This is a genomic window from Streptomyces sp. NPDC052236, assembly GCF_044548015.1.
Lineage (GTDB): Bacteria > Actinomycetota > Actinomycetes > Streptomycetales > Streptomycetaceae > Streptomyces.
On record NZ_JBIUBL010000048.1, the window covers coordinates 19046 to 40287 of the forward strand.

A 21242-nucleotide genomic window follows, 5' to 3' on the forward strand; every position below is an offset into this window, starting at 1 on the left:
GTCTTGAGTTGGTCTTCAGGCGGCGGCCGCGTAGCCGCCGGGGCAGTCGTTGCAGACGCCGTAGCGCCGGGGGATCTCGTAGTCCTTCTCGGTCTGGCACTCGGGGCAGATCCGGCGGGCCGCGACGGCCTTCCAGATGGACGCCCACATCGCCGCCGTCATCGGGCGCTTGGGCTTCGCCAGATCGACCCGGTACAGGGAGGCGAAGTGGTCCTCGCCGCGCCTGCGCCAGCCGAGCTGGCCGGCCACTCCCTGTCCGCCCGGCCGCAGGCCCTGGGCCTTCAACTGGCGTTCGGTGGCCCATTCCTCCGGGGGCGGACCGAGCTTCCAGGGCCAGGTCGGCAGGCCGAACTTCTCGCCCGCCGGGTCCCAGAAGCGCTTGTCCGTCCGGGGCATCAGGCGCTCCGCTGGTCACGGACAACGTGCAGTCCGTGGGTCTTCTTGGCGGAGATAATGCGGTCGTAGCACCAGGTCTTGCCCGGGGCGGCGGCCTTCTTGTTGACCTCCTTGCGGCGCTTCTCGGTCTCTGCCTCGACGGCCCGCGCGTTGGGTTCGCGGCCTGCCCGGATCTCGTCCGCGATCCACGTCTCGATGGCCAGGTTCTCCTCTGCCGACGCCTGCTTCGCGGTCACCGCAGCGGCCTTCCTGGCACCCATCGACTGCTTCCGCACGGGGGCCTTACGCGGGCGCGCAGGCGTGGTACCGCGTGTCCGCGCGGGCGCGGTTTCAGGGGTGCGCGCGGACGGGGGGACGGACGGGGTGATCTGCGGAGATACCATCCGCGACAGGGGCCTCCCAGAGGCGTCCAGAAGGCCCGTGGCGGACGTTTCAACGGGGCGTGTGGGGAGGGTAATCACCCCACTCGCGGAAGCGTTCGCGGACCCTTCCCAGACCGTCTCACCGGTCGCGGCGGACTGCTTTCCGGACGCTGCAAGACGCCGGTCGCGGGCTCCGTTCAACTCCCCGAGAACCACCGCCAGGCGCTCTTCGGCATCCACCCGCAGACCCAGCAGCTCGGCCGACAGCAGCACCAGCAGATCGTTCGGCAGCGCATCCTCACCGGCACCCTCATGGACGCCCCACGCTGCCTGCCACGCTTCCTGAATGGACAGCCGCTCATGCCCGGCGATCGCGCGCAGCTGCTGCGCCGTGAACCAGACGCCGGGGTACAGCTTCTGACGCGCCTTGTTCGAGCGGCGCTCCTCACGCCGCGCTTTCCGGGCCGCCTTCAGCTTGGCCTTGACGTCGCGGTGCCGGCCGACCTGGACCAGCTGCCACACCGCGATCGGAATGATCGAGGACGCGGCCAGCACCAACCCGAGCAGCAGGCCGTACTTCTCGCCTCCGACGTTCTTGCCGTGCAGGTAGTTGATCCACGACGCGAGCCCGGCGAACGTGTACACCGCGATCCGGTACGGCCAGGGAGAACGCCCGGCTGCCAGGGCCTTGGCCTCCCCGGCGGTCGCTGCCCAGGCCGAGCACTCCAGCATCACCGGCAGCAGCGCGACCAGCAGCAGGCCCAGCCACCCCATCGAACTGGTGATGCCGGTGTCCTTCAGCGACGACGCCTGGGAGATCAGCGCCGGGACGATGCTGCAGCCCATGACCACCAGCGCGGCCGCCAGGTCCAGGTGCTCCGAGAGCCAGGTCGGCGCCGCCTTCGCCCGCGCGGTCCAGCGCTCCCGGCGCTCCTTGGCCTTCCGGGCCTTCTCGCGCTTGCGCTCCTTGTCGGCCGTGGCCTTGGCCTGCCGGGCGGTCTCATCCCGCTCGCGCTTCTGCCTGGCCGCGAGCTCCTGCGCCGCGCGCTGCCGCTCTGCCTCGGCCTGCTTGTCCAGCCGGTCCTGCTGGCGGCGGCGGTCCTCGGCCTCCTGGCCCAGGCGCTGCCGCTCAAGCTCCTTCTCCTGGGCCAGGCGCTCGCGCTCCAGCCGCGCTTCCTCGGCCAGCCGCCGGTCCTCACGGTCCTGGGTGCGGTCGGCCGCGCGGTCATCGCGCTTGGCCTGCCTGATGTCGGCGATGCTCACTTGGTGCCTCCAGCCGGGGTGTCATCGGCGGGGTTCGTGGTCTTGATGGCCAGCAGGGCATCGGTCATCCGCCAGTGCGCGGCCATCTCGGTCTCGCGCTCCTTGGCCGTCCTCTGCGCCAGGGCGAGCAGGTTGGTCAGCTGCGCGATCGCGGCCTGGGGGTTGTCGAGGGCGGCCAGTGCGGCACCGAGCGCGGCACCCAGGTCCGACTGCGCCTCCTCCAGGTCGCGGGCCAGGACCTTGTTCGTCTCGGTGACTTCCGTCAGCTTCTGCTCGAGGCGGAAGGCGGAGTCGATGTAGGAGTTGGACATCAGCGGGCACCCCCGGACGGGGCCGGCGCGGACGGTGCGACGCGGAACAGGGCCGCGACCAGGACCAGCACGCAGACGAGAGTGAGGCGGGTGGAGACGGGGGCGGTGAACCCGACCAGCCAGGCCCCGCCGGCGACGGCGAGGGGGATCTGCACCCATCCCAGATCGGCGAGGGCGCGGGTGGCGGTCACGCGGGCGTCGATCAGCGCGTCAACCCCGCGGGCGTCCAGGACGGCGAAGACCACAACCGGGAGCGCGAGAAGAACACGCTGCCACCAGCTGGTCTGCAGGCCCAGGGCCCAGGCGAACCCGGCGAGGACCAGCCCCACGAAGGTCCAGGTCGTCACCAGCGCCTGCATCCGCAGACGGGCGACGTTCGTGCTCGTGTCGGTGGCGCTCATGCGGCCCGAACCTCCTCCAGCTCACGGGAGGTGGCGCGCAGGGCGGCCATCGTGTTGGTGCCCATGCCCGACCGGGACTTGCCGATGATCATCACGCCGACGGCGCGCACGCGCGGCTCGGCCACGCGGACCGGGCCGAACACCGGGTCCTCGATCTCGATGACGGCCGGCTCCTCCAGCACCACGCGGTGCAGGGCCGCGGCCCGCCGGGCCTTGTCCGGGTCCATGCTCAGCAGCACGTCGGCGAGTCGCTCCAGGCGGTCCGCCCGCTCCTGGGGGGACTCGGCCGAGCACTCCAGCCACTCGACCGCCGGCACACCGGTCAGCGTCGACAGCTGCGCGAGGGTCTCCACCTGCACCAATCCGGTGCTCTGGGCGGCGCGTCGGGAAGCTGCAAAGATTGTGTTCACGGGTCGTTCTCCTTTAGATCGGACGGCCTGTGCGCGGCTCCCCGGGTGTTCTTGCCAGAGGCCTGGGGGGCCGTTTTTTGCATGGCGGTGCTCCGACCGACAGGGCTCGTCGGGTTGAACTCGGGTGGGCAACGCCAAACGTTTGACGTATTGCTAGAGTGGCCCTGCCTTGGGCATCCGTCAAGCCAGACGCCAAACGTTTGGCGATCCACTACGATGGTTAGACAGCCCTCAAGAAAAAAGGAACGGGGTCACCGATGCAGAACCCTCCGCAGAAGCTCGGCTTCCGCGAAATCGCCGCTACGATCCGCCGGGAAATCGTGGATGGTCGTTACCCGCCATCAACAGTTCTGCCGCCTGAGCCCGAGCTGGCTCGGCTCTACGGCGCGTCTCGCAGCCTGGTCAACCGCGCGATGGGGCTCCTGGCCGCAGAGGGGGTGATCCGCCCTCGGCAAGGCCGGGGCACGATCGTGACCTGGCTCCCTCCGATGGTCCACTCGGCTGCGCGGTACTCCCGGACGGCTCGTGAGCACCAGGGAGCTCGGGGAGCGTTCGATGGCGAGGTAAGGGCGCTGGGTTTGGAGCCTCAGCACGAGATCACGGTGGAGCGTGCCGAACCGCCGATCGAGGTTGCAGACGCGCTGGGCGTGGCACGCGGGGAGGTGAACTGCCTGGTCCGGCGGCGGCGGCTGCTGGCCAGTGGCATCCCGGTCCGGCTGAACGCCTCCTGGTTCCCGTTGGAGATCGCTGCGGACACGGTTCTGGAGGAACCCGCGCCGGTTATCCAGGGTGGAGTCAAGACCGCGCTGACTGACCTGGGTTTTCCTCAGGTCTCGGCTCATGAACGGATTATTCCGAGCCGACTCCCGACCGACGCCGAAGCGGCGCTCTTGGAGATCAGTCTCGAACGCACCGTGACGGAAATCTTCCACGTCGGCCAGACCGCTGATGAACGTGCCGTTGAGGTCACGACCACTGTCGCGCCTGCCCACTACCTGGTCATCGAGCACGACTTCCCGCTCGCCTGAGGAGCTTCTAAGTGATCACCGACATCGTTGCTGAGCGGGCGCTGGACCTTGCCGCGAAGGATCAACTTCCCGCATATATCTACGACTTGGGCGAGCTGAGGGCGCACGTCACAGCCATCCGGGACGCGCTGTCCCTGCCCGGGGCCCCGGAGACCTTCTACGCGGCGAAGGCCAACCCGGAGGCGCAGATCCTGCAGACCGTGGCCCCTTACGTCGACGGGATCGAGGTGGCATCCGGCGGGGAGCTGGAGCACGTCCGCGGTGTTCTACCGGAGGCTCGGCTGGCTTTCGGTGGCCCGGGCAAGACCGACCAGGAGCTCTCGCGCGCCCTGGAGCTGGACGTCGAACGCATCCACGTGGAAAGCCCCTATGAGCTCTCGCGTCTCGCCAAGCTCGCACGCACGGCTGGCCGCGAGGTGGAAGTGATGTTGCGGGTCAACCTCGTTGGCGACAGGTCCGGCGTTGCCCTCGCGATGAGCGGCCCGTTCGGCATGGATCCCGATCTCATCGAGGCGTGCCGCGAGATCCTGGCCGCATCTCCTTGGGTTCGGCTTCGCGGCATCCATGCCCATCTCGCCTCCGGCTTGGACGCGGCCGCCATGCTGCGCCAGGCTTCCGAGATCCTTGAGTGGGCCCGGCCCTGGCTCGACAAGGCCGGCGTCTCGAACCCGGAGATCAATCTGGGCGGCGGGATGTCTGTCGAATACTCCGATCCCAGTGACCGGTTCGACTGGACGGCATATGGGCGGGGCATGGCGGCGCTGGCCAAGCCGGGGGAGACGCTGCGGATCGAGCCCGGACGCGCCGTCAGCGTCTATGCAGGTTGGTACATCACGCAGGTTTTGGATGTGAAGTGCGCACACGGCCAGTGGTATGCCGTACTGCGCGGCGGCACCATGCACATCCGCACGCCCGTCACAAAGCAGCACAACCAACCATTCGTCGTGCTGCCGGCTGAAGGCGACGGGCCGAGCGTGAACGGCGAGCTGGTTACTTTGGTTGGCCAGCTCTGCACGCCCAAGGACGTCTTCGCCCGCGAGGCCCCGGTGGAGCGGATCAGCGTCGGTGACGTGGTGGCCTTCTCTATGGCGGGTGCCTACTCGTGGAACATTTCGCACCATGACTTCCTGATGCACCCCAAGCCCACATTCCACTACCTCAATCCGGAAGGTTCGGCCTGATGGTTGGCGCGTTCGGGGCGAGGGTGTCCAGCTGGGAGATGCCGGTCAGCCCGTGGCCACGGCACCGCTCCAGCAATCCCGGCTGTCGAACGCGCCATCAGGGGAGGCCAGCCGCCTGTGAACTTTTTGCGACATGCGCTGCCCCGTCGTCCGCGTCAGCGGTGCTCTCTGGCAGAGTGTGGGGGTCCGAGTACCCGGTGTCCGGGGAAGCCAACGGAGGTGACGCACGTGTTGCGCGATAGGCCGAGGGCTATGCCCCGCCACGTGTCCATGCAGTCCATGGACCCTGAACTTCCGCCCTAGAAAGGCCGATGGCCGCCCTGCGCGAACAGGAACGGCCATCTCAAGCGCGACTCCCCAGCCTGCAAGCATCTGGAGTCGTGGTCAGCGCGGTGACCGCGCTGGGTGCCTGGACACAGGGCCCGTGTGGTCACCTACCCAACAGAATAGACGCGCAGTACCCGTGATGCCCACCAGGTGTCGACGTTGCGTGGTCCGCGTCATGTTCATCCGCTGATCCGGCTCCCTACCTTTAGGGACCGTACGTGTCATACCAGCACAACCCCGCAGGGGGGCTGCCCAGTCCGCCGGGCGCTGCTGCAACTTCTTCGGCCGGAGTGTCACACCGCCCACCCAGCCGACACCTTGTAGAAGGCGTGACCCACTTTTCCACGTCGTATGCCCAGCCCGTCGCCGTCCTCTGTCCACAGGCGAACCGGTCCACGATCGCGGGCATGACCCGCACCGCTCTGTTCCATGTCCAGCCCGGCCGGGGCGACGTCGCGCTGCTCCTGGAGCCGCCGCACGTCCTCCCGCCCGGCATCGCCGCTACCGCCTGTCCCGTCGCGCAGCTGCGCCTCCCGTCCGTGGGGGAGTGCCGATGAGCGCGCAGAGCCCGGCCGGGGGCGAGTTCAGCGGTAGCCGAGTACGTCGGGCGTGGGAGCCGCCGGAGGATGTCATCGTCTCGCGGGCGGTGGCGCACTCGCCGATCCTGCAGCCGGAGGACTACGGGGTGCTGATCCGGTTGCTGCTGCGGGATCCGGGCCTGCCGTCGACGATGAAGGACCTGGTCCAGGAGTTCCAGGCCGACGGCTGGAAGATGGGCGAGACCCGCCTCGCAGCAGTCTTCAAGCGGCTGAAGAAGGCCGGCCACGTCCGGCACGCGCCCGTCTTCAACCCTGCCACCGGGCGCCCGGAGTGGATGGTGGAGGTCTACCGCAACCCGGCGAACAACCGGCAGTACGTCGAACACGGCACTGCCGCATCGTTGCAGGTCAGGGCCGAAACTGAGGTTTCCACGGTTTCGAACGTTCCCGGCCTTTCCGGAACCGTGGAAAACGCTGTTTCGCCTGGTCAGACCGAAAATGATGTTTCCACGGTTTCGAACACGGAACCGTGGATTCCCGGATCTCGGATTTCCACGGTTTCGCCTGGTCAGAGCCGAAACCGTGGAAATCGCGGTTTCGTGTTTCCCCCCCCCACACCCCCCCCGGTGGAGGTGGAAACCTCCTCCCCCTACCCCCACACCAGTCACAGCGGTCCCACCGAGCACGGAAGGGAGGAGGAGGGGGAACTCGCTGCGCAGCAGCTGAACCCGGAGCTGGTTGCCGCCGCTGCCGAGTTCCTGGCAGACCTGCCCGGACGGTGGGCGTGCGGCCGCAAGACCGTGCGCGAGCTCGCACCGCTGCTTGCTGAGGTGACCGCAGAGCAGCGCTGGGAGATCGGCCCCGAGCTCCTGGTCCAGCTGACGCAGAACCCTGGCGGGATCCGCAGCTTCCCGGCGACGCTCAAGAGCCGAATCGAGGATCTGCCCCGCTACCGCCGTGGCGCTGTGCACCAGACCGGGCCCGTTGCCGACCCGTGCCCGGTTCACCCGGGCAGGGAAGCCGCGACGTGCGTGCCGTGCCGCTCCGTGCCGGAGTTCGAGCCGTCACCCGCGGCCGTAGCCGGTGAACCCAACCCGGAGCACGTCCGCGCCGCCGAAGCGGCCAAGCAGCAGATCCTCGCCAGCATCGTGGGCCGCACCCCGGGCGGGAAGTCAGGGCGGGCGCGTACCCGGACAAGGGCCGGTCGTGCCGCTGCCCAGGATGCCGAATCCGCAGAGTTCGAAAGGAGGCGCGCGCAGGCCCTGGAAGCACTGGAGCACCACGACCCCGATGCGAGGACCTGAGCCCCCGCACATGACTGCGGGCCACCCCTGTAGCGAGAGGCGGCCCGCCGATCCCCGATCCGATGAACCCGGAAATGGAGACCGATGAGCACCACCGTACCCACCCCCGCACCGCCGTTCGATGACGGCGACCCCGGAGCGCAGCGTGCCTTCGAGCGGATCCCGCCGCAGGACCTTGATGCCGAACAGTCAGTGCTGGGCGGGATGCTGCTGAGCAAGGACGCGATCGACGACGTCGTGGAGGTGCTGGAGGGCGAAGACTTCTACCGCCCCGCGCACGGAATCGTCTTCAACGCGATCCTCAAGCTGCACGGCCAGGACGAGCCGGCCGACCCGATCACGGTCGCGGCCGCGCTGACCAAGAGCGGCGAGATCGGCCGCATCGGTGGCTCGCCGTACCTGCACACCCTTGTCCAGTCGGTTCCGACTGCCGCGAACGCGTATCACTACGCGGAGATCGTCCACGACCGGGCCCGGCTGCGCCGCCTGGTGGAGGCCGGAACCCGGATCACGCAGATGGCATACGCCGCCGACCGCGAGGTCGATGAGATCGCCGACGCCGCCGGTGCGGAGCTGCACAACGCCGTTCAGGTGCGTGAGGACTCGGCCACCGTACGGGTCGGTGACCGGTACGGCGACTACATCGACCGGCTGGAACACCTGCAGAAGAACGGCGCGGCCAAGGGCGTCCCGACCGGCATGACGGACCTGGACGCCCTCACCAACGGCCTGCAGCCCGGCCAGCTGATCATCGTCGCGGCCCGGCCCGCCATGGGCAAGTCGACGCTCGCCCTGGACTTCGCCCGCGCCTGCGCCATCAAGCACAGTCGCCCGGCCGCGATCTTCTCCCTGGAAATGGGCGAGGCCGAGCTGCTGAACCGGCTGACTTCGGCCGAGGCCCGGGTCGGCCTGCACCACCTCACCAGCGGCGACCCCACCCCGGAGGACTGGCAGCGCATCGCCAAGGCCGCGCCCCGGATCGCTGATGCGCCGCTGTACCTGGACGTGACGGCGAACACCACGGTCATGGAGATCAAGGCCAAGTGCCGCCGCCTTCAGCAGCGTGGCGGCCTGGACCTGGTCGTCGTCGACTACCTCCAGCTGATGACCTCTGGCCGTAAGACGGAGAGCCGGCAGGTCGAGGTGTCGGACATGTCGCGCCAGTTGAAGCTGCTGGCGAAGGAGCTCAAGATCCCGGTCGTGGTGCTTTCGCAGCTGAACCGCGGCCCGGAGCAGCGTTCGGACAAGAAGCCGGTGCTGTCCGATCTGCGTGAAAGCGGCAGCATCGAACAGGATGCCGACGTGGTGATCCTGCTGCACCGCGAGGACGCCTACGACAAGACCTCCGTGAGGGCTGGCGAGGCCGACCTGATTGTCGCCAAGCACCGCAACGGCCCGACGTGCACGATCACAGCGGCCGCGTTGCTGCACTATTCGATGTTTGTCGATATGGCGAACACGTGAGCGCGAAGGAGGACGTGATGAACAGCAAGGAATTCACCGCCGGCCTCACCGAGCTGCGCGGCGTGCGCGACGACATCAAGACCGTCCGCAAGGAGCTTGAGCAGCTGGAAGCGGACCGGGACCGGCGCATCAAGGAGCTCGGGACGTACGAGAAAGCGAAGGCCGACAGGATCGCCCCGGCCGCCGGGGTGAGCGTCCTCGATGTCGTCGCCCTGGTCCCGCGGCTCGGCCCGGACAAGCCCTCGGCCCCCGCGCAGCCGGAGCCGGTTGACGCCGACGGCCAGGACGCGGCCGCCGCCCCGGTGCAGGTCGGCACTCTGGCCCCTGACCTGCGCCGTACGCAGGAGCAGCCCGCGGCCGCCGACAGCGATGCCGCGCTTGACGAGCAGCTGTGCGCAGCCGACGAAGCCGTACTGGCGGCCGCCGTCGACACCACCTCGCCCGCCGGCGAGGCCCCGGCTGCGGAGCACGACCAGGAGCAGCCGCCCGCGACCGCCCCGGCCGCGGCGCCGGTTCCCGTGCCGGAGGCCGGCCGGGAGCTGCCGTCGATCCCGGCCGGGGAGAGCGGCGACGCCTGGTGCGCCCCGACGCACAACCTCGCCTCGAAGCGGCCCAACTTCACCCAGCAGCCGCGCCAGATGGCGTTCCTCGACACGAACACCGGCGTTCTGGTCCACCGTGACCAGACAGTGCGCCTGGAGCTCGGCAGCGCGAGCGTGGCCGAGCTCCTGAGCGCCGTTTACGCCACGGTGCCCGACAGCGTGGAACGGATCTACATCACCGCCGGCGACCCGTGGCACCGGGACGCCGACCGGTACCCGTTCCTGCGCGACGCGGTCGCGGCCTGGCTGAACGCGCCGGTGCCCGGCTGGAGCGTGGAGTCCTCGCGGGGCAAGGACCGCCTCGCCGGGCACCTGGTCCACCCGCGCAACCCGGTCGGCCGCTGGCAGCGCGGTGACCAGCACACCGAGATCCGCAGCGTGGGGGAGTGGTTCGACGCGGACGGCGCCGAACCCGCCACGGTGCGGGACGCGTTCGTGCTGCTGTGGAAGGCGCTGCACCGGCACTGGCCGGACGTGACGCTGATGGGCTCGCCGTCGCAGACCGGCCGGGACCTGTGGTCGCGCACCATCCCGGCCAAGCCCGGTTCGAAGTGGTCCGAGGGCTACCCGGTCATGTCGCAGGAGATCCGCGGCCTGCTGCACGCCACCGCTGGCCAGGGCCGTACCGAGCTGATCCTCCCGCCCCGGGTTCCTACGATGCTGCCGCGGCTGGTGGAGTTCGACCGCACCTTCGCCTACGCCAAGCACACCTGGGCCTGCGGCGTCGGCGCCCCGCAGCGGGTCACCGCCGCCACCTTCGCGTCCTGGAGCGAGAAGCAGCAGACCAACGCCCTGTTCGCCCCGAGTCACTGGCAGATCCGGGTCACTGTCCCCGACGGCTGGAACCACGTCGGCATCCTCCCGGCCCCGGCCGCAGGCGACCGCGCCTGGTACTACCCGGCCGAGCCCGGCCAGACGTTCACCACCTGGGCCGGGGGAGCGGAAGTCAACCTCGCGCTGCGCAACCCGATCGCGCCCTGGCGGATCGAGATCCTGGACGGCCTGCTGTGGGAGTCCGGCACCCCGCTGCGCGACTGGTCGACCAAGCTGAAGGACGCCTGGGCGTCCCTGCAGGCACTCGCGTCGGTCCACGGGGATGAGCGGCAGCGCACCGCCGCCCACCTCGCCTCCCGCGGAGTGCGCAGCATCCTGCTGTACGGCATCGGCGGCTTCGCCCAGCGCCCGCGCATCACGACCAACTCGGTGCCGGTCGGCCAGGAGCACGAGATCCCGGCCGGGGCGCAGATCATCGGCAGCGACGGCGAGCGGATCACCTGGCAGCGCCACAATGGGTTCTCCCGCGACCCGTACGCGCACCCGGAGTGGGCTGCCGGGGTGTGGTCCGGTGCCCGGGCCGCGCTGCTGTCGACGAAGATGCGCGAGGACAACGTCTCGGTCGGCGCGCTGCACCTGCCGCCCGGCTCGGTCGTGGCATTCCGCACCGACGCCATCTACACCACCGCCGATGTGGACTGGCCCTACCACGGGCAGCCCGGCGACTACCTCAAGAAGGGCCGCATCCCCGAGCCCTTCACCGGACCGCGCACGGAGGAGGAACTGCTGTCGCTGCAGACCCTCGGCCGCGCCTACCTCGCTGAGGAGCAGGAGGCCGGACGATGACACCGCGCAGACGCAGAGGACTCGGCCGCCGCGGCGGCGGGCAGCCCCAGAGGAACGAGGCGGCCCGGCTCACCCAGGAGCTGCTGAACGCCGGCTACACCAAGAAGGACGTCGGCGAGATCATCGGCCGCAACCCGTCGCTGGTCTCGCAGTTCTTCACCAAGGGCAAGGGCGGTGCGTTCGTGGACGCACTGCGCTACGCCGTCCAGGAGATGCAGGTCGGCGCCGCCACCAACGTTCAGGAGCTCAAAGCGGTCGCGCAGCCGTACGTCACGCGCCGCCGGACCAAGGCCGGCAAGACGGCGCGGGTGCGCACCAAGGACGTCGTCGCCACGCCGGGGCGCTCCACCATGGCCCGGGCCGCCAAGCAGCACATTGCGTCCGGCGCCTCCCGGCTGCGGCCGGTCGTGGAGAACACCGCCGCTGTCCAGGGCCGTATCGCCTTCACCGTGCGGGCGAAGAAGAGGGACTTCCTGATCGACTCCGGCCGGATGCGGGACTCACCGGGCGTACGACGCAACGTCGTCCAGCGCCGCGACAGCACCGAGGAACGCGCCTACGGCAACAGCGCCGGCCCCGGCCTGGGTGAGGCCGGGTTCAACGCGCAGGAATGGAAGGGCCGGGTCGACGCGCACGGCGGCGACGTCGCCGCCGCCGTGCGCGACTGGATGGTGAGCACCGGCCGCCTCGCACCCGGTGCGCAGATCACCCACCTCGAGGTGCGCGGATGGAAGCCAACCTGACGCACCTTCACAGCCAGTGGCTGGTGCCGCCCGGATTCGATCCGGGCGGCACCGGCACGAGCGGGGACCAGCTGGCTGCTGCAACCCGCTGCACAGCAGACGCGACGGCTTGTCAGGCGGCGGCATCGGGTGCGGGCCGGTCGTCCAGGACGATGGTGGTGACCTCGCTCCCCTCGGGCAGGGTCAGTTTTGCGGCGTTGACGGCCAGCAGAGTGCGCTGGTAGACCGCGCTGGCCAGCGCCCAGGTCGCCATGTCCTCGTCGCTCCCAAGGTGGTCGTCGCGGATCTTCCGCATGGTGACCAGGACCGCCAGCAGGGACCGGCCGGACAGGAACGTCTCGATCTGTCCGTCATCGAGGTCACTGATCCGGTCGGGGAGGCGGAAATGCGGGTGCTGGGAGGTCTGCTCGATCAGGAACGCCCAGGTGTCCCGGTGGCAGATCAGCCGGGCGGAAGCGATGGCCGCCGCCGACAGTACGCCGTCCACGTGGCGATGCCGGTCGGTCTTCCGCCGCTCTTCGGCCTCATCACTCAACGACGCGGCTGCGGTCTCGACAGGTGGTGTCTCTGGCGCCGGAGATGGCGGCGCAGGCACTGACGTCTCCGCGTCCGGCCGCGCAGCGGGGATCTCGCCCTGGTGCTGCTGCCCGTGGTGCTGCTCTTCCCGCTCGCCGTCACCCTCGTCGGCCGGCCCCGTGTCCTCGCGCACCGCTTCTTCCCCCCATCCGTTGCTGTCGCTGCTGGCCGTGCCGCCCTCCAGAAGCCGCAGTTCCTGCCGTGGCAGCTCGAACGTCGTGACGCCGAAGCCGGCGGCCTCCGGGTTCGGCACACCCACCGTGTGCGCCCATGCCTGCGCGATCTCACGCCGCAGCGCCTCCACCGAGGTACGGGTGTCCGCCAGATCACCGAGCATCTTCTCCTGGCGCCGCCGCAACTCCCGGTTCTCCTCGCGCAGCCCGGTCGTGCCCAGGGCCACGGTCTCCAGCACCTTGCGGCGCAACTCTTCCTGGTCCTGGTGGAACGCCGCGAGTCCGATGGCGGGGTCGTCCAGCACCCGCCGCACCTCGCCCAGCTCATTGAGGATCTTTTCGATGTCATGTCTCCGCGCCATACAGCCCCCTCGCCGTCGAACGCCCCACAACCAGCCCATCCCTCCCCATGCGGAGATCGGATGACGCGGCGGTTTCCGGCCCTTCGCTGAGGACCTGCGCGGAGTCGGCACTGGCCGTGCCGACAAGACGCTGCCCCAGTGCAGCATCCGGACCCGGACCACGCACCGTCGACGACCGCCAGGCCCTCGGGCTGCACCGGTGCGCACTGCACCGCACCGGGCCGGCCACAGCGCACCCACTGCGCACCGTGCAGCGGTTGCAGCGCTGAACCGCTGCACGGTGCGCAGTGCCAGGACTCGGGTGTGCCGCACCTCGTACTGCACGGTGCAGCACTCGACTGCTGCTCTGGTGCTGCAAGCTGCTGCCCGTGCAGCACGGCTGATCTGCGGTGGTGAGTTCGACGGCCGGCACTCACCACGCCGTCCGTCGAACTCACCGGCTACTCACCGCACCCGGTGCGCACCGAGGATGCGCCGCACCCCTGCGGTGCGCACCCGCCCGCACGATGCGCCGCATCCTCGGTCCGCACGTACCGAGCCGATACGGTGCTCCGCACTCTCCGGCGCGCATCGGTGCGCAACGGCCTGGCGATGCGCACCGATGAGGCGCACCACTGGGGCTGGGGCCGGGCCTTGGCGGCTAGCGCGCCGCCGTGCCGCTGCTCGTGCATCCGGTGACAGATACCGCTGAGATTCCGGAGCGAGCACCCCATCGACCGCCGTCGGCGGAGACAACTCGCGCTGCGAGGCACAGCCTGCCGCCAACTTCTGCGGGCCGTCGCGTCACTTTTGCTTCGAGCCCCCACATAACCCTTTAGCTACGAACGACTCCGGTTGCAGGTCACACGCATCCGGGCCGGTGCGCATCCCCAACTTCATAGTGCAGAAACCGCAGGACATAACCCTTTAGCTACGAACGACTCCGGTTGCAGGTCACACGCATCCGGGCCGGTGCGCATCCCCAACTTCATAGTGCAGAAACCGCAGGTCAGGGCGCTGCAAGAGCTGATCTTCTGGCATGGTGGAGGGGTGCCCGCGTGGTGCGCCCATCGCTTTGGCGGGGGCTTGCGCAGTTATGCCCGCGGTCGTGTACGGGGTTCGTAGCAGCGTCTACGGCGGATTCAAGGGAGGGTCCAGTCGATCCGAACACGAGGAGCAACACGAGAGGAACCTCGCTTCCAGCTCCTGGACCTGGACCTGGGAAAGCCTGCCGCCAACTTCTGCGGGCAGTCGCGTCACATTTGGTCCAACCCCCCCACATAACCCGGGTGTACGACAGGTTGCGCGCCTTGCCCCTATCAGTGCTGCGGGGTTCATTCAAGGGTTACTGGCCACTGAAACAGCAGGTCAAACCCTTGAATGAGGTTCTTTCGGTGGGCACAGTGCTCATGCGCAATCGGGGCTTGCGCCGCTAACCCCCGCCTGCTCCACAGTGCTGTCTGCCGGTACTGCCCGGTCTCCGTCGATCCGTCAGGAGACCCGCGTACGGCTGCTGTCTGACTCCACCCCGCGACACAAAGGGGCGGAGCTCCCCATGCTCCGCCCACCGCATGTGACTGCCGCATGCCCGAAGCCGAAGGAACCGATACCGATGGCCACCGACCCGAACGCCCCGCTCCGCGACGAGCAGCACCAGGACGTGCGGCTGTACCTGCTGCTGCTCGCCGTGACGATGATCCTGCTCGTGGTGGGGATCCTGGTCTACGTCACCTATCAGCATCCGGCGCTGATAGGCCCCCTGGGCGTCGGCCTCGCGGCGGCGGCCGTCCTGGTGACCTGCCTGGGCCTCGCTCTCACCAGGCGGTGACCCGGCGACCGTGGAATGGCAAGCCCGCCAGCCCGGATCCTGAGTTCCCTCAAACATCACGCCGGATAGCCCAGGGCGGGGTCACCGGCGGTTACCTGACCCGTGGCGAGTGCGGCGACAACAGTGGCACTAACAGTGGCGACATCCCTTGCACCAACACTGGCACTAACAGTGGCGCTCACCCAACGTAACCACCCCCATATGTGCAGGTCAGGGGCCGTGGTGAGTGGTTCTGACGCGCTGACTTCCCCTGTTCTCTGCCTTTTCCACTGCCTGAGGGTGATGAGGATGGTGAGGATGAAGGGAGCGGCGCCGGTCAGGGGAAGGACCGCCGCTGCGCTCGGCTGGCTGGCGCGGGCCGGAGGCGCGTTCGCGCCGTTCGGTCCGGGGACCTCGCCAGCATCCGGCACGCCGGGGGTGCCCGGCGCGGGGAGATCCCAGAAGATGAGGCCAAGGCGGCGCAGAAGGCCGGCGGCTTCCTTCTCCGCTTCCGCGCCTGACCCGGGCAAGCATGCTTGCCCAGCCCTCCCGGCGAGAGGGATGAGCCCCTTGTGGAGGTTGCACCCAAAGGTGCCTGCACCGTTGCGTCCACAGGTGCGCCCGGCGGGGCACCGGAGGTACTACCGGAGGTGTGAGCCCCCCAAATCGGACACCGCCCGTTCTTCCAGGTCACCGCCGGTGGGCAAGCCTGTGGCCTGCGACGACACCTCTTCCCACGCGATAGCCGTGGGGAAGAGGACTGGTTCTCTGCGACAGGGGGCGGCGGTCGGCGAGGACTCTGCGGTGCCCGGGTCGCGGTGCGTGGAGCGGCGTCATAGACAGAGGTCATGAGCCGGAAGGGAGGCTCTGGTGGTACTGCGTCCTGCGTTGGAGCCGATGCTCGCCCAGGCCCGCGAGACGGTCCCCGGGCCGGGTGTGCTGCCTGGCGGGCTGGCGTTCGAGGCCAAGTTCGACGGATACCGCGCCCTGCTGTTCACCCCCGTGGATCCCGGCGGGCCGGTGCTGTTGCAGTCGCGGCGCGGCTCTCTGATCCAGCGGCACTTCCCCGACCTCGTCACCGCGGCGAAGCAGCTGCCGCACGGCCTGGTCCTCGATGGCGAGCTGGTGGTGTGGGACGGGGAGCGGCTGTCGTTCGAGGCGTTGCAGCGCCGCGCCGTATCCGGCAGCCGTACCGCGCAGCAGCTGGCGGCGGAGATGCCCGCGCACTTCATCGCCTTCGACGTCCTGCAGATCGAGGGTCAGGAGCTGCTGACCGAGCCGTACGAGCGGCGCCGCGCGATCCTGGTGGATCTGTTCACCGGGCACGGCCTGACGCCGCCGTGGACGCTGTGTCCGATGACGAGGGACCCGGCCGTCGCTCAGGAGTGGCTGAGCTCCTGGACGGAGGTGCAGGGCGTGGAGGGCATCGTCATCAAGGGCCTGGGCCAGCGGTATGTGAGCGGTGCCCGCGGCTGGTTCAAGGTCCGCCGCCGCCAGACCACCGAAGCCGTCATCGGCGCCATCACCGGCACGCTGGCGCACCCGCAGCTGCTTGTCCTGGGCCGCTCCGACGCCGGCGGCCGGCTGCGCGCGGTCGGGCGCACCACGCCGCTGAAGCCGGACGCCGCCCGCCAGCTCGCCGACCATCTCACCCAGGCCGGCCCCGACCATCCGTGGACGGGCGTGCGGTTCACGTCAGCCTGGGGCAGCCGCGACGTCCTCGACCCGACCCTGGTCATCCCCGAACTGGTTGCCGAGTTCAGCGCCGACACTGCCATCGCACGGGGCACCTGGCGCCATCCACTGCGCTTCGTACGGCTGCGCCTGGACGTCACGGTGGCCGACGTCCCGCCCTTCGGACAAGGCGCGGCACCCGCAGCTGGATGAAACGGGGCTGCTTACCGGTCGCACGACTGGGCAAGCCGGTCGGCAGTGCTGTGAGCTGGGCTGTGACCGATCGGCCATCGGTCACAGGTCACGTGACCGGTCCGTGCAACTCGTGACCGGTCACCGGGTGGGCAAGCCCAAGGCGACCCTGGGCAAGCCGACTTCGCGAGCGGTTTCGCCCCACTGGGTGACCCAGTGCGAGCCGCGGCGAACCGGGGAGGGATGTCCATCAACCACGTAATGTGCTCTTTCCTCACTGCCCTGGGAACGCGTAGACCTTCGTCATGGAACCCGCTCTCACCACCTCAGCTCTGCGTACTGTCGGCAGCATCTCCAAGGCCGCGATTGGCCATTACCGTCCTGTTGGCGTGCCACGAATCGGCAGTTCAGAGGACCGAGCCCCGGCGTATCGACGACTGCTGGAGGCAGCTCAGCAGTTAGATCACCAGGTGCATATGCTTCGAGCTCTTCACGAGGACTTGGTACTGCCGGATCTTGAGATTGATGCGGCGCCCCCCGCCACCAGCACGGGAGATGTGCACAGGACCTTCTTCTACCGTTGGAACGAAGCGTTGGCCGAACTGCAGTGTGCCGTGATGGGGGTGCGTCTATGCGCTCCGGTCTCGGTCATCTACATGGCTGAGCGCTTGAGGGAGCAAGCACCAATCCCTTGGAGCAGTTCGAAGAGCGACGACGGGGCACTGGAGCAGCACGCCTTGTTCACGCTGGCCATCAACGCCTTCTTGGACGCTGCGCGCAGAGACCTTGCCTACCAGCCACGCTGGTGGAACCTGTCGAGCCGTTACAAAGAGCGCCGATTCCAGCGACAGGTACAAGCGGACAGTTCTTTACACAATCCGGCGGCCACGTCACCCAGTCCCGGGTGACGCCAGTCCGGTGGCAAGCCGTCTGTCACCAATGGGTTGTCGCACGCACCAGGCCGGTCCAACTTCAGCGGCAAACGGTCCAAGTCCAAGTGCGATGTCAGAGGACAACCGCGCCGCGGAGGGCGTCAGCGTCGGTGTCACGCTCGCTGTCACGCGAGGTGTCACGCCGACTGTCACGCTCCCCGCGGCGACAGCGCTGACGTGCGGAAACATCGCCGTCAGCGCTGTCGCTGCGGGGAGCGTGACAGCAGTGTGGCGGGGTTTCCCGCGAGGTAGGCCACTACGGCGCCGGGTACCTCGCGGGAGGGCACCGGCCCGACCAGCGAACCGGGCTCGGCCGTACCGGTGGCCTGCAGGACGCCGGCGACACGTTCGGCGGCCCCGGCCGGGCCGGTCACGGCGATCCGCACCTCGTACGCGCCCTGCGGCTCCAGCCCTTCGTCCTCGCGCCGCGCCCCGCGGCTGCATCCGGGCCGCCCTGCGCCACCGCTGGCGGCCATGCGTTGCAGGCAGAGCAAGAGCCGGTCTGCGGTGGCCGGCGGCCACGGCTCGCGCAGCTGGCCGGTCGCCGGGTTCAGCTCGCCGCGCCACTGCGCGAGGCGATCGGACACCTGGCCGGGCCAGTTCCTGCGGTGCTGGGGCCAGGGCTCCGCCTCGGCCGGGCCGGTCGGGACAGCCGGGCCGAGGCGCACCGGGTGCCCCAGAGCCGCCAGACGGTCCGTCACCACCGCCAGTGCTCCCGACGTCCAGGTGATGCGCCTGCGGCCCTCCAGCGCCGCCTGGAGGGCCTTGGCGCCCTCTTCCGCCGGGACTGCCTCGGCCGGTGCGCCCTTGGTGCGTGGACCGGCGAGCCGTACGAGGACGTCGACCAGGCGGCGGCCGTTGCCGTCGACGGCCTGGACACGGGCGGCGAGCGGCGGCCGCTGCCGACCGGACGCGGTCCGCTCGGCCTCGATCACATCGACCCACACCACCGCCAGCGCGGGATCGGCGAGCAACGCGCCCGCCCACTCGGCCAGTTCCACGCGGCGCTCGCGAAGCTCGATCTGGAAGTCGACGATGCGCGCCAGCTTCGCGCACATTGCGCAGAGGTACCGGCCGCGCCGCTCGGCCAGCGGCTGCTGGCAGTTCGCGCCGCAGTCGGAGCACACCCGCACCGTCGCCGTACGGCGACGGTCCGCGGCCGCCAGCTGCCCGCCCGTCGCCTTCGTCGGCACCGACTCGGCCACCGAGTACAGCTCGATGTCCATCTCGCGGCCGCGAAAGTCCCGCCCGGCCACCCAGCCGCGCACCGGACCGCCCGGCTCGCGCGGCAGATCGGCCCGGGCCAGCTGCGACTTCGACGCCAGCGTCCACGGCACCTCGCCCCACCACCCATACGAAACCAGCGGGTTCGCCGAATCCGGCGTCCGCTGCTCCCCCTGGGACGCGGCCGCCGGCCCCGCGGCCACCGTGCCGCCGTCCTGCTGCTGCTCCTGGCCCCGCTCAAGCTCGCTCACCTGGCCCACCGCACACCACGCCCTCGTGCTCACGTGGCGACGCTTCGTCGCCACTCGTGGGCCAAGACGGTAGCCCTCAAAACCCCTGCCGCGCAACCACGAACATAGCCTTTGACCTGCTCTTTCTTAGCTTGCAATCCGTGTGCGAATGGTGGGCTCAGCGTCAATTCCACGGGTGACAGCAGCCCGCCAGATCTCGCCGGCCGTCGTCACCTGGGCCGCGAGCTTCTCGTACTCGGCCAGGGCCTCATCCTGGCTCTGCGAGCGGAAGGGCCGGGTGGGCAGGGCGTCGGGGTACTTGTCGCGCCAGTCGCGCAGCTTCCCGATCGCCTCGGCCGATGTGTGCCAGCAGGCCGACCACACGGTGGTGACGAGCGCCGACGGCAGACGCACCGTCACCTTCTCCGGCCACGCCCCGTCCCGCGAGCCGGGCCAGCGGCCCGGAATCATCGCCTGCTGCGGCAGCGGCGGCCACTCGATGTCCCAGCCCCGCTCGGCCAGTTCGGCCCGCACACCGAACGTCACCAGGACGTCCAGGGTGTCCACCAGTTCGGCCCGCTCCCGCAGGTGCTCCTTGAACATCAGCCACTGCGCCCGCTTCGCTGCGGCTTCCCGGCCGGGGAGGCCGTCTGTGCTCCACTGCGGCTCGCGCGCCAGCTGCCGGGCCCGTACCCGCTCGGCCTTGAACAAGGGCTTGAGTTCCTTGAGGACGTCCTTCGTCCCGAACGCCACCCGGGCCGTGACGGTGATGGTGCCTGCCTCGGTCATGGCGCTCATCATCCCGCGCACAGCTTGCAAGCCGGCCGCATCATCGCCGTCGACGGCAGCAGTGCCTTCCCCCAGACTCCGGCGGCCATCCACGGCGGGCCGCGGCTGCTGCCCCGGTACGGTCCCCTCGCTGGCTGCCACGGCCCGCTCAACGGCGCTTATGGCGCGAGGCGCGAGCGGTGCCGGGAGGGAGGAGCGAGGGCCAGAGCTCAGGGGACGGCGGGAAGTGCTCACCAGCAGGAGTCTGCCGTACTAACCCGGTCACCCCCCGCCACCTCCTGGTCTTGCGCACCCGGCACGTCGCCGACGACGAAATCGACGTCATTGGCGCCAGGGATGGCGCATGCCGCAAGGTGACTCCTCCAAAGCCGCCTTGTTGTCGGCCGGAGCTGGGATCCTTGCAGGATGCTGGAGCCTGATGAAGAAGCTGACCTGGTACTGGGTCAGACCACGTCCATGTTGGACCGCCGCGGTGACCGGGAAGCGGTGCAGCTTCTCGTCGATGTTGCGAGGTTGGACTTCGAGAGCACAGATGACAGCTTCGTCACGAACACCGGCTGGAGCGACCACCTTTGGGCGGCTGTGCTGTACGTGGAAGAGCACATTCTTCCGTCGTTCACAGACGATATCCGGGGGCGGATTGCGGAGACGCTGATCGACGTAGCCGTCCGTAACGGTCATTCGTCCGTCGATCGCATGCTGGTCAAAGCGGTTCTGCCCGACATCGGCAAGGACTGGCGAGAGACCCTTCGACAGCAGGTGCTGGAGCGTCCCACTAACCAAGGACGCCGTGAGCGAGCTGTCGGCAACACCTTGATGGAAGACGGCTTGGCGCTCGGCAGCCGTCAAGAACTCCAGGTTTACCGGGCGCTCAAGAGCATCCAGGCCGCTGTTCCTCCCGACCGGACCATAGCGATCGCTCCCCTGGCGGGAGTCAGGCTACAGGCGGGCCATACCTGGACGCCCGACCTCATGGTGCTGGGCAACGGTCGAGCCGTCATCTTCGAAGTTGATGGACCACACCATCGCGACAAACGCCGCTACGCCGACGACCGCAATCGTGATCTGCAGTGGCAGCGCTGCGGAGTCCAAGTAGTCCGGCTGCCAGTGGAAGATCTGGCAGAAACCGACCATCTCGTCAGTCGCTTGAAGGAGGAACTTGGGCGCCACCTATGGCCGCGTTAGATGCCACGCAGGCGGAGGCGCTTTTGTCCGACGTCCTTGCCCAGCTCGTTCAGGCCGTCATCGAAGCGGCGGGCGGGGCGTGGCAGGAGGCGTGTGCGGGGGGAGTCGTAGGCGGCGGGCCGCTGTGAGCCGGTGCGGTCTGGCTTGCAAGCTGGTGACCGCGCGATG

The 21242-nt window shown here is 69.3% G+C and carries 19 protein-coding genes; 11 read left to right on the forward strand and 8 right to left on the reverse strand.

Annotated elements, in window-relative coordinates; translation table 11 throughout:
- Window positions 1-15 precede the first annotated feature (15 nt).
- From ACIHCQ_RS42315 to ACIHCQ_RS42335, 5 genes are read right to left on the reverse strand one after another with little or no spacing between them, the layout of a single operon-like run.
- Window positions 16-396 (reverse strand): RRQRL motif-containing zinc-binding protein, encoded by a 381-nt coding sequence (locus tag ACIHCQ_RS42315; protein ID WP_399674367.1) that lies wholly within the window; start codon window positions 394-396, stop codon window positions 16-18.
- Window positions 396-2021, reverse strand: a complete 1626-nt coding sequence (locus ACIHCQ_RS42320) for a hypothetical protein (RefSeq protein ID WP_399674369.1) — start codon at window positions 2019-2021, stop codon at window positions 396-398. The genes ACIHCQ_RS42315 and ACIHCQ_RS42320 overlap by 1 nt, the downstream gene beginning before the upstream one ends.
- Window positions 2018-2332 carry a hypothetical protein gene (locus ACIHCQ_RS42325; protein WP_399674371.1) on the reverse strand — a complete coding sequence of 105 codons (315 nt, stop codon included), beginning with the start codon at window positions 2330-2332 and terminating at the stop codon, window positions 2018-2020. The genes ACIHCQ_RS42320 and ACIHCQ_RS42325 overlap by 4 nt, the downstream gene beginning before the upstream one ends.
- The gene (locus tag ACIHCQ_RS42330; protein ID WP_399674373.1) at window positions 2332-2733 is read right to left on the reverse strand and encodes a hypothetical protein; all 402 of its coding nucleotides are present in this window, start codon (window positions 2731-2733) and stop codon (window positions 2332-2334) included. Before ACIHCQ_RS42330 ends, ACIHCQ_RS42325 begins: the two co-directional genes overlap by 1 nt.
- Entirely contained in the window at window positions 2730-3143 is a 414-nt protein-coding gene (locus ACIHCQ_RS42335) for a hypothetical protein (RefSeq protein WP_399674375.1), read from the reverse strand. Before ACIHCQ_RS42335 ends, ACIHCQ_RS42330 begins: the two co-directional genes overlap by 4 nt.
- 257 nt (window positions 3144-3400) lie before the next feature.
- On the opposite strand from ACIHCQ_RS42335, the gene ACIHCQ_RS42340 reads away from it, so the two are divergent.
- From ACIHCQ_RS42340 to ACIHCQ_RS42370, 7 genes are all read left to right on the forward strand, one after another.
- Entirely contained in the window at window positions 3401-4171 is a 771-nt protein-coding gene (locus tag ACIHCQ_RS42340) for a GntR family transcriptional regulator (RefSeq protein WP_399674377.1), read from the forward strand.
- Window positions 4172-4182: 11 nt separating this feature from the next.
- A complete protein-coding gene (locus ACIHCQ_RS42345; protein WP_399674378.1) occupies window positions 4183-5352 on the forward strand; it encodes a type III PLP-dependent enzyme in 1170 nt (389 codons plus the stop codon).
- Between the two features lie 734 nt (window positions 5353-6086).
- Window positions 6087-6236, forward strand: a complete 150-nt coding sequence (locus ACIHCQ_RS42350; protein WP_399674379.1) for a hypothetical protein — start codon at window positions 6087-6089, stop codon at window positions 6234-6236.
- Window positions 6227-7522: a hypothetical protein gene (locus tag ACIHCQ_RS42355; RefSeq protein ID WP_399674381.1), complete on the forward strand. Its 1296-nt coding sequence runs from the start codon at window positions 6227-6229 to the stop codon at window positions 7520-7522. Before ACIHCQ_RS42350 ends, ACIHCQ_RS42355 begins: the two co-directional genes overlap by 10 nt.
- An 84-nt stretch (window positions 7523-7606) precedes the next feature.
- A complete protein-coding gene (gene dnaB, locus ACIHCQ_RS42360) occupies window positions 7607-8986 on the forward strand; it encodes a replicative DNA helicase (RefSeq protein ID WP_399674383.1) in 1380 nt (459 codons plus the stop codon).
- A 17-nt stretch (window positions 8987-9003) separates the two neighbouring features.
- Window positions 9004-11208, forward strand: coding sequence for a hypothetical protein (locus tag ACIHCQ_RS42365; RefSeq protein WP_399674385.1), 2205 nt, complete (start codon window positions 9004-9006; stop codon window positions 11206-11208).
- Window positions 11205-11951 carry a hypothetical protein gene (locus ACIHCQ_RS42370; protein ID WP_399674386.1) on the forward strand — a complete coding sequence of 249 codons (747 nt, stop codon included), beginning with the start codon at window positions 11205-11207 and terminating at the stop codon, window positions 11949-11951. The genes ACIHCQ_RS42365 and ACIHCQ_RS42370 overlap by 4 nt, the downstream gene beginning before the upstream one ends.
- A 112-nt stretch (window positions 11952-12063) precedes the next feature.
- Here the strand turns inward: ACIHCQ_RS42370 and ACIHCQ_RS42375 are convergent, their stop codons facing one another.
- Window positions 12064-13062, reverse strand: a complete 999-nt coding sequence (locus tag ACIHCQ_RS42375) for a hypothetical protein (RefSeq protein WP_399674388.1) — start codon at window positions 13060-13062, stop codon at window positions 12064-12066.
- Between the two features lie 1591 nt (window positions 13063-14653).
- Here ACIHCQ_RS42375 and ACIHCQ_RS42380 point away from each other — a divergent pair.
- The 3 genes from ACIHCQ_RS42380 to ACIHCQ_RS42390 all read left to right on the forward strand — a co-directional run bounded on the left by ACIHCQ_RS42380 (window position 14654) and on the right by ACIHCQ_RS42390 (window position 17622).
- A complete protein-coding gene (locus tag ACIHCQ_RS42380) occupies window positions 14654-14869 on the forward strand; it encodes a hypothetical protein (RefSeq protein WP_399674390.1) in 216 nt (71 codons plus the stop codon).
- An 849-nt stretch (window positions 14870-15718) separates the two neighbouring features.
- Complete coding sequence (locus ACIHCQ_RS42385) at window positions 15719-16735, forward strand: ATP-dependent DNA ligase (protein ID WP_399674392.1); 1017 nt, start codon at window positions 15719-15721, stop codon at window positions 16733-16735.
- A gap of 284 nt (window positions 16736-17019) precedes the next feature.
- Window positions 17020-17622 carry a hypothetical protein gene (locus ACIHCQ_RS42390; RefSeq protein ID WP_399674394.1) on the forward strand — a complete coding sequence of 201 codons (603 nt, stop codon included), beginning with the start codon at window positions 17020-17022 and terminating at the stop codon, window positions 17620-17622.
- Window positions 17623-17840: 218 nt separating this feature from the next.
- Here the strand turns inward: ACIHCQ_RS42390 and ACIHCQ_RS42395 are convergent, their stop codons facing one another.
- The gene (locus ACIHCQ_RS42395; protein ID WP_399674395.1) at window positions 17841-19154 is read right to left on the reverse strand and encodes a hypothetical protein; all 1314 of its coding nucleotides are present in this window, start codon (window positions 19152-19154) and stop codon (window positions 17841-17843) included.
- A 93-nt stretch (window positions 19155-19247) separates the two neighbouring features.
- A complete protein-coding gene (locus tag ACIHCQ_RS42400; RefSeq protein WP_399674397.1) occupies window positions 19248-19889 on the reverse strand; it encodes a hypothetical protein in 642 nt (213 codons plus the stop codon).
- A 405-nt stretch (window positions 19890-20294) separates the two neighbouring features.
- Between ACIHCQ_RS42400 and ACIHCQ_RS42405 the strand changes: the two genes are divergently transcribed.
- Window positions 20295-21074 (forward strand): hypothetical protein, encoded by a 780-nt coding sequence (locus ACIHCQ_RS42405; protein WP_399674399.1) that lies wholly within the window; start codon window positions 20295-20297, stop codon window positions 21072-21074.
- Window positions 21075-21242: the final 168 nt, after the last annotated feature.

Coding starts and splice junctions, on each gene's coding strand:
- ACIHCQ_RS42315 (WP_399674367.1), bottom strand. CDS start 396: ATGCCCCGGACGGACAAGCGCTTCTGGGACCCGGCGGGCGAGAAGTTC.
- ACIHCQ_RS42325 (WP_399674371.1), bottom strand. CDS start 2,332: ATGTCCAACTCCTACATCGACTCCGCCTTCCGCCTCGAGCAGAAGCTG.
- ACIHCQ_RS42330 (WP_399674373.1), bottom strand. CDS start 2,733: ATGAGCGCCACCGACACGAGCACGAACGTCGCCCGTCTGCGGATGCAG.
- ACIHCQ_RS42340 (WP_399674377.1), top strand. CDS start 3,401: ATGCAGAACCCTCCGCAGAAGCTCGGCTTCCGCGAAATCGCCGCTACG.
- ACIHCQ_RS42350 (WP_399674379.1), top strand. CDS start 6,087: ATGACCCGCACCGCTCTGTTCCATGTCCAGCCCGGCCGGGGCGACGTC.
- dnaB (WP_399674383.1), top strand. CDS start 7,607: ATGAGCACCACCGTACCCACCCCCGCACCGCCGTTCGATGACGGCGAC.
- ACIHCQ_RS42365 (WP_399674385.1), top strand. CDS start 9,004: ATGAACAGCAAGGAATTCACCGCCGGCCTCACCGAGCTGCGCGGCGTG.
- ACIHCQ_RS42370 (WP_399674386.1), top strand. CDS start 11,205: ATGACACCGCGCAGACGCAGAGGACTCGGCCGCCGCGGCGGCGGGCAG.
- ACIHCQ_RS42375 (WP_399674388.1), bottom strand. CDS start 13,062: ATGGCGCGGAGACATGACATCGAAAAGATCCTCAATGAGCTGGGCGAG.
- ACIHCQ_RS42380 (WP_399674390.1), top strand. CDS start 14,654: ATGGCCACCGACCCGAACGCCCCGCTCCGCGACGAGCAGCACCAGGAC.
- ACIHCQ_RS42390 (WP_399674394.1), top strand. CDS start 17,020: ATGGAACCCGCTCTCACCACCTCAGCTCTGCGTACTGTCGGCAGCATC.
- ACIHCQ_RS42400 (WP_399674397.1), bottom strand. CDS start 19,889: ATGACCGAGGCAGGCACCATCACCGTCACGGCCCGGGTGGCGTTCGGG.
- ACIHCQ_RS42405 (WP_399674399.1), top strand. CDS start 20,295: ATGCTGGAGCCTGATGAAGAAGCTGACCTGGTACTGGGTCAGACCACG.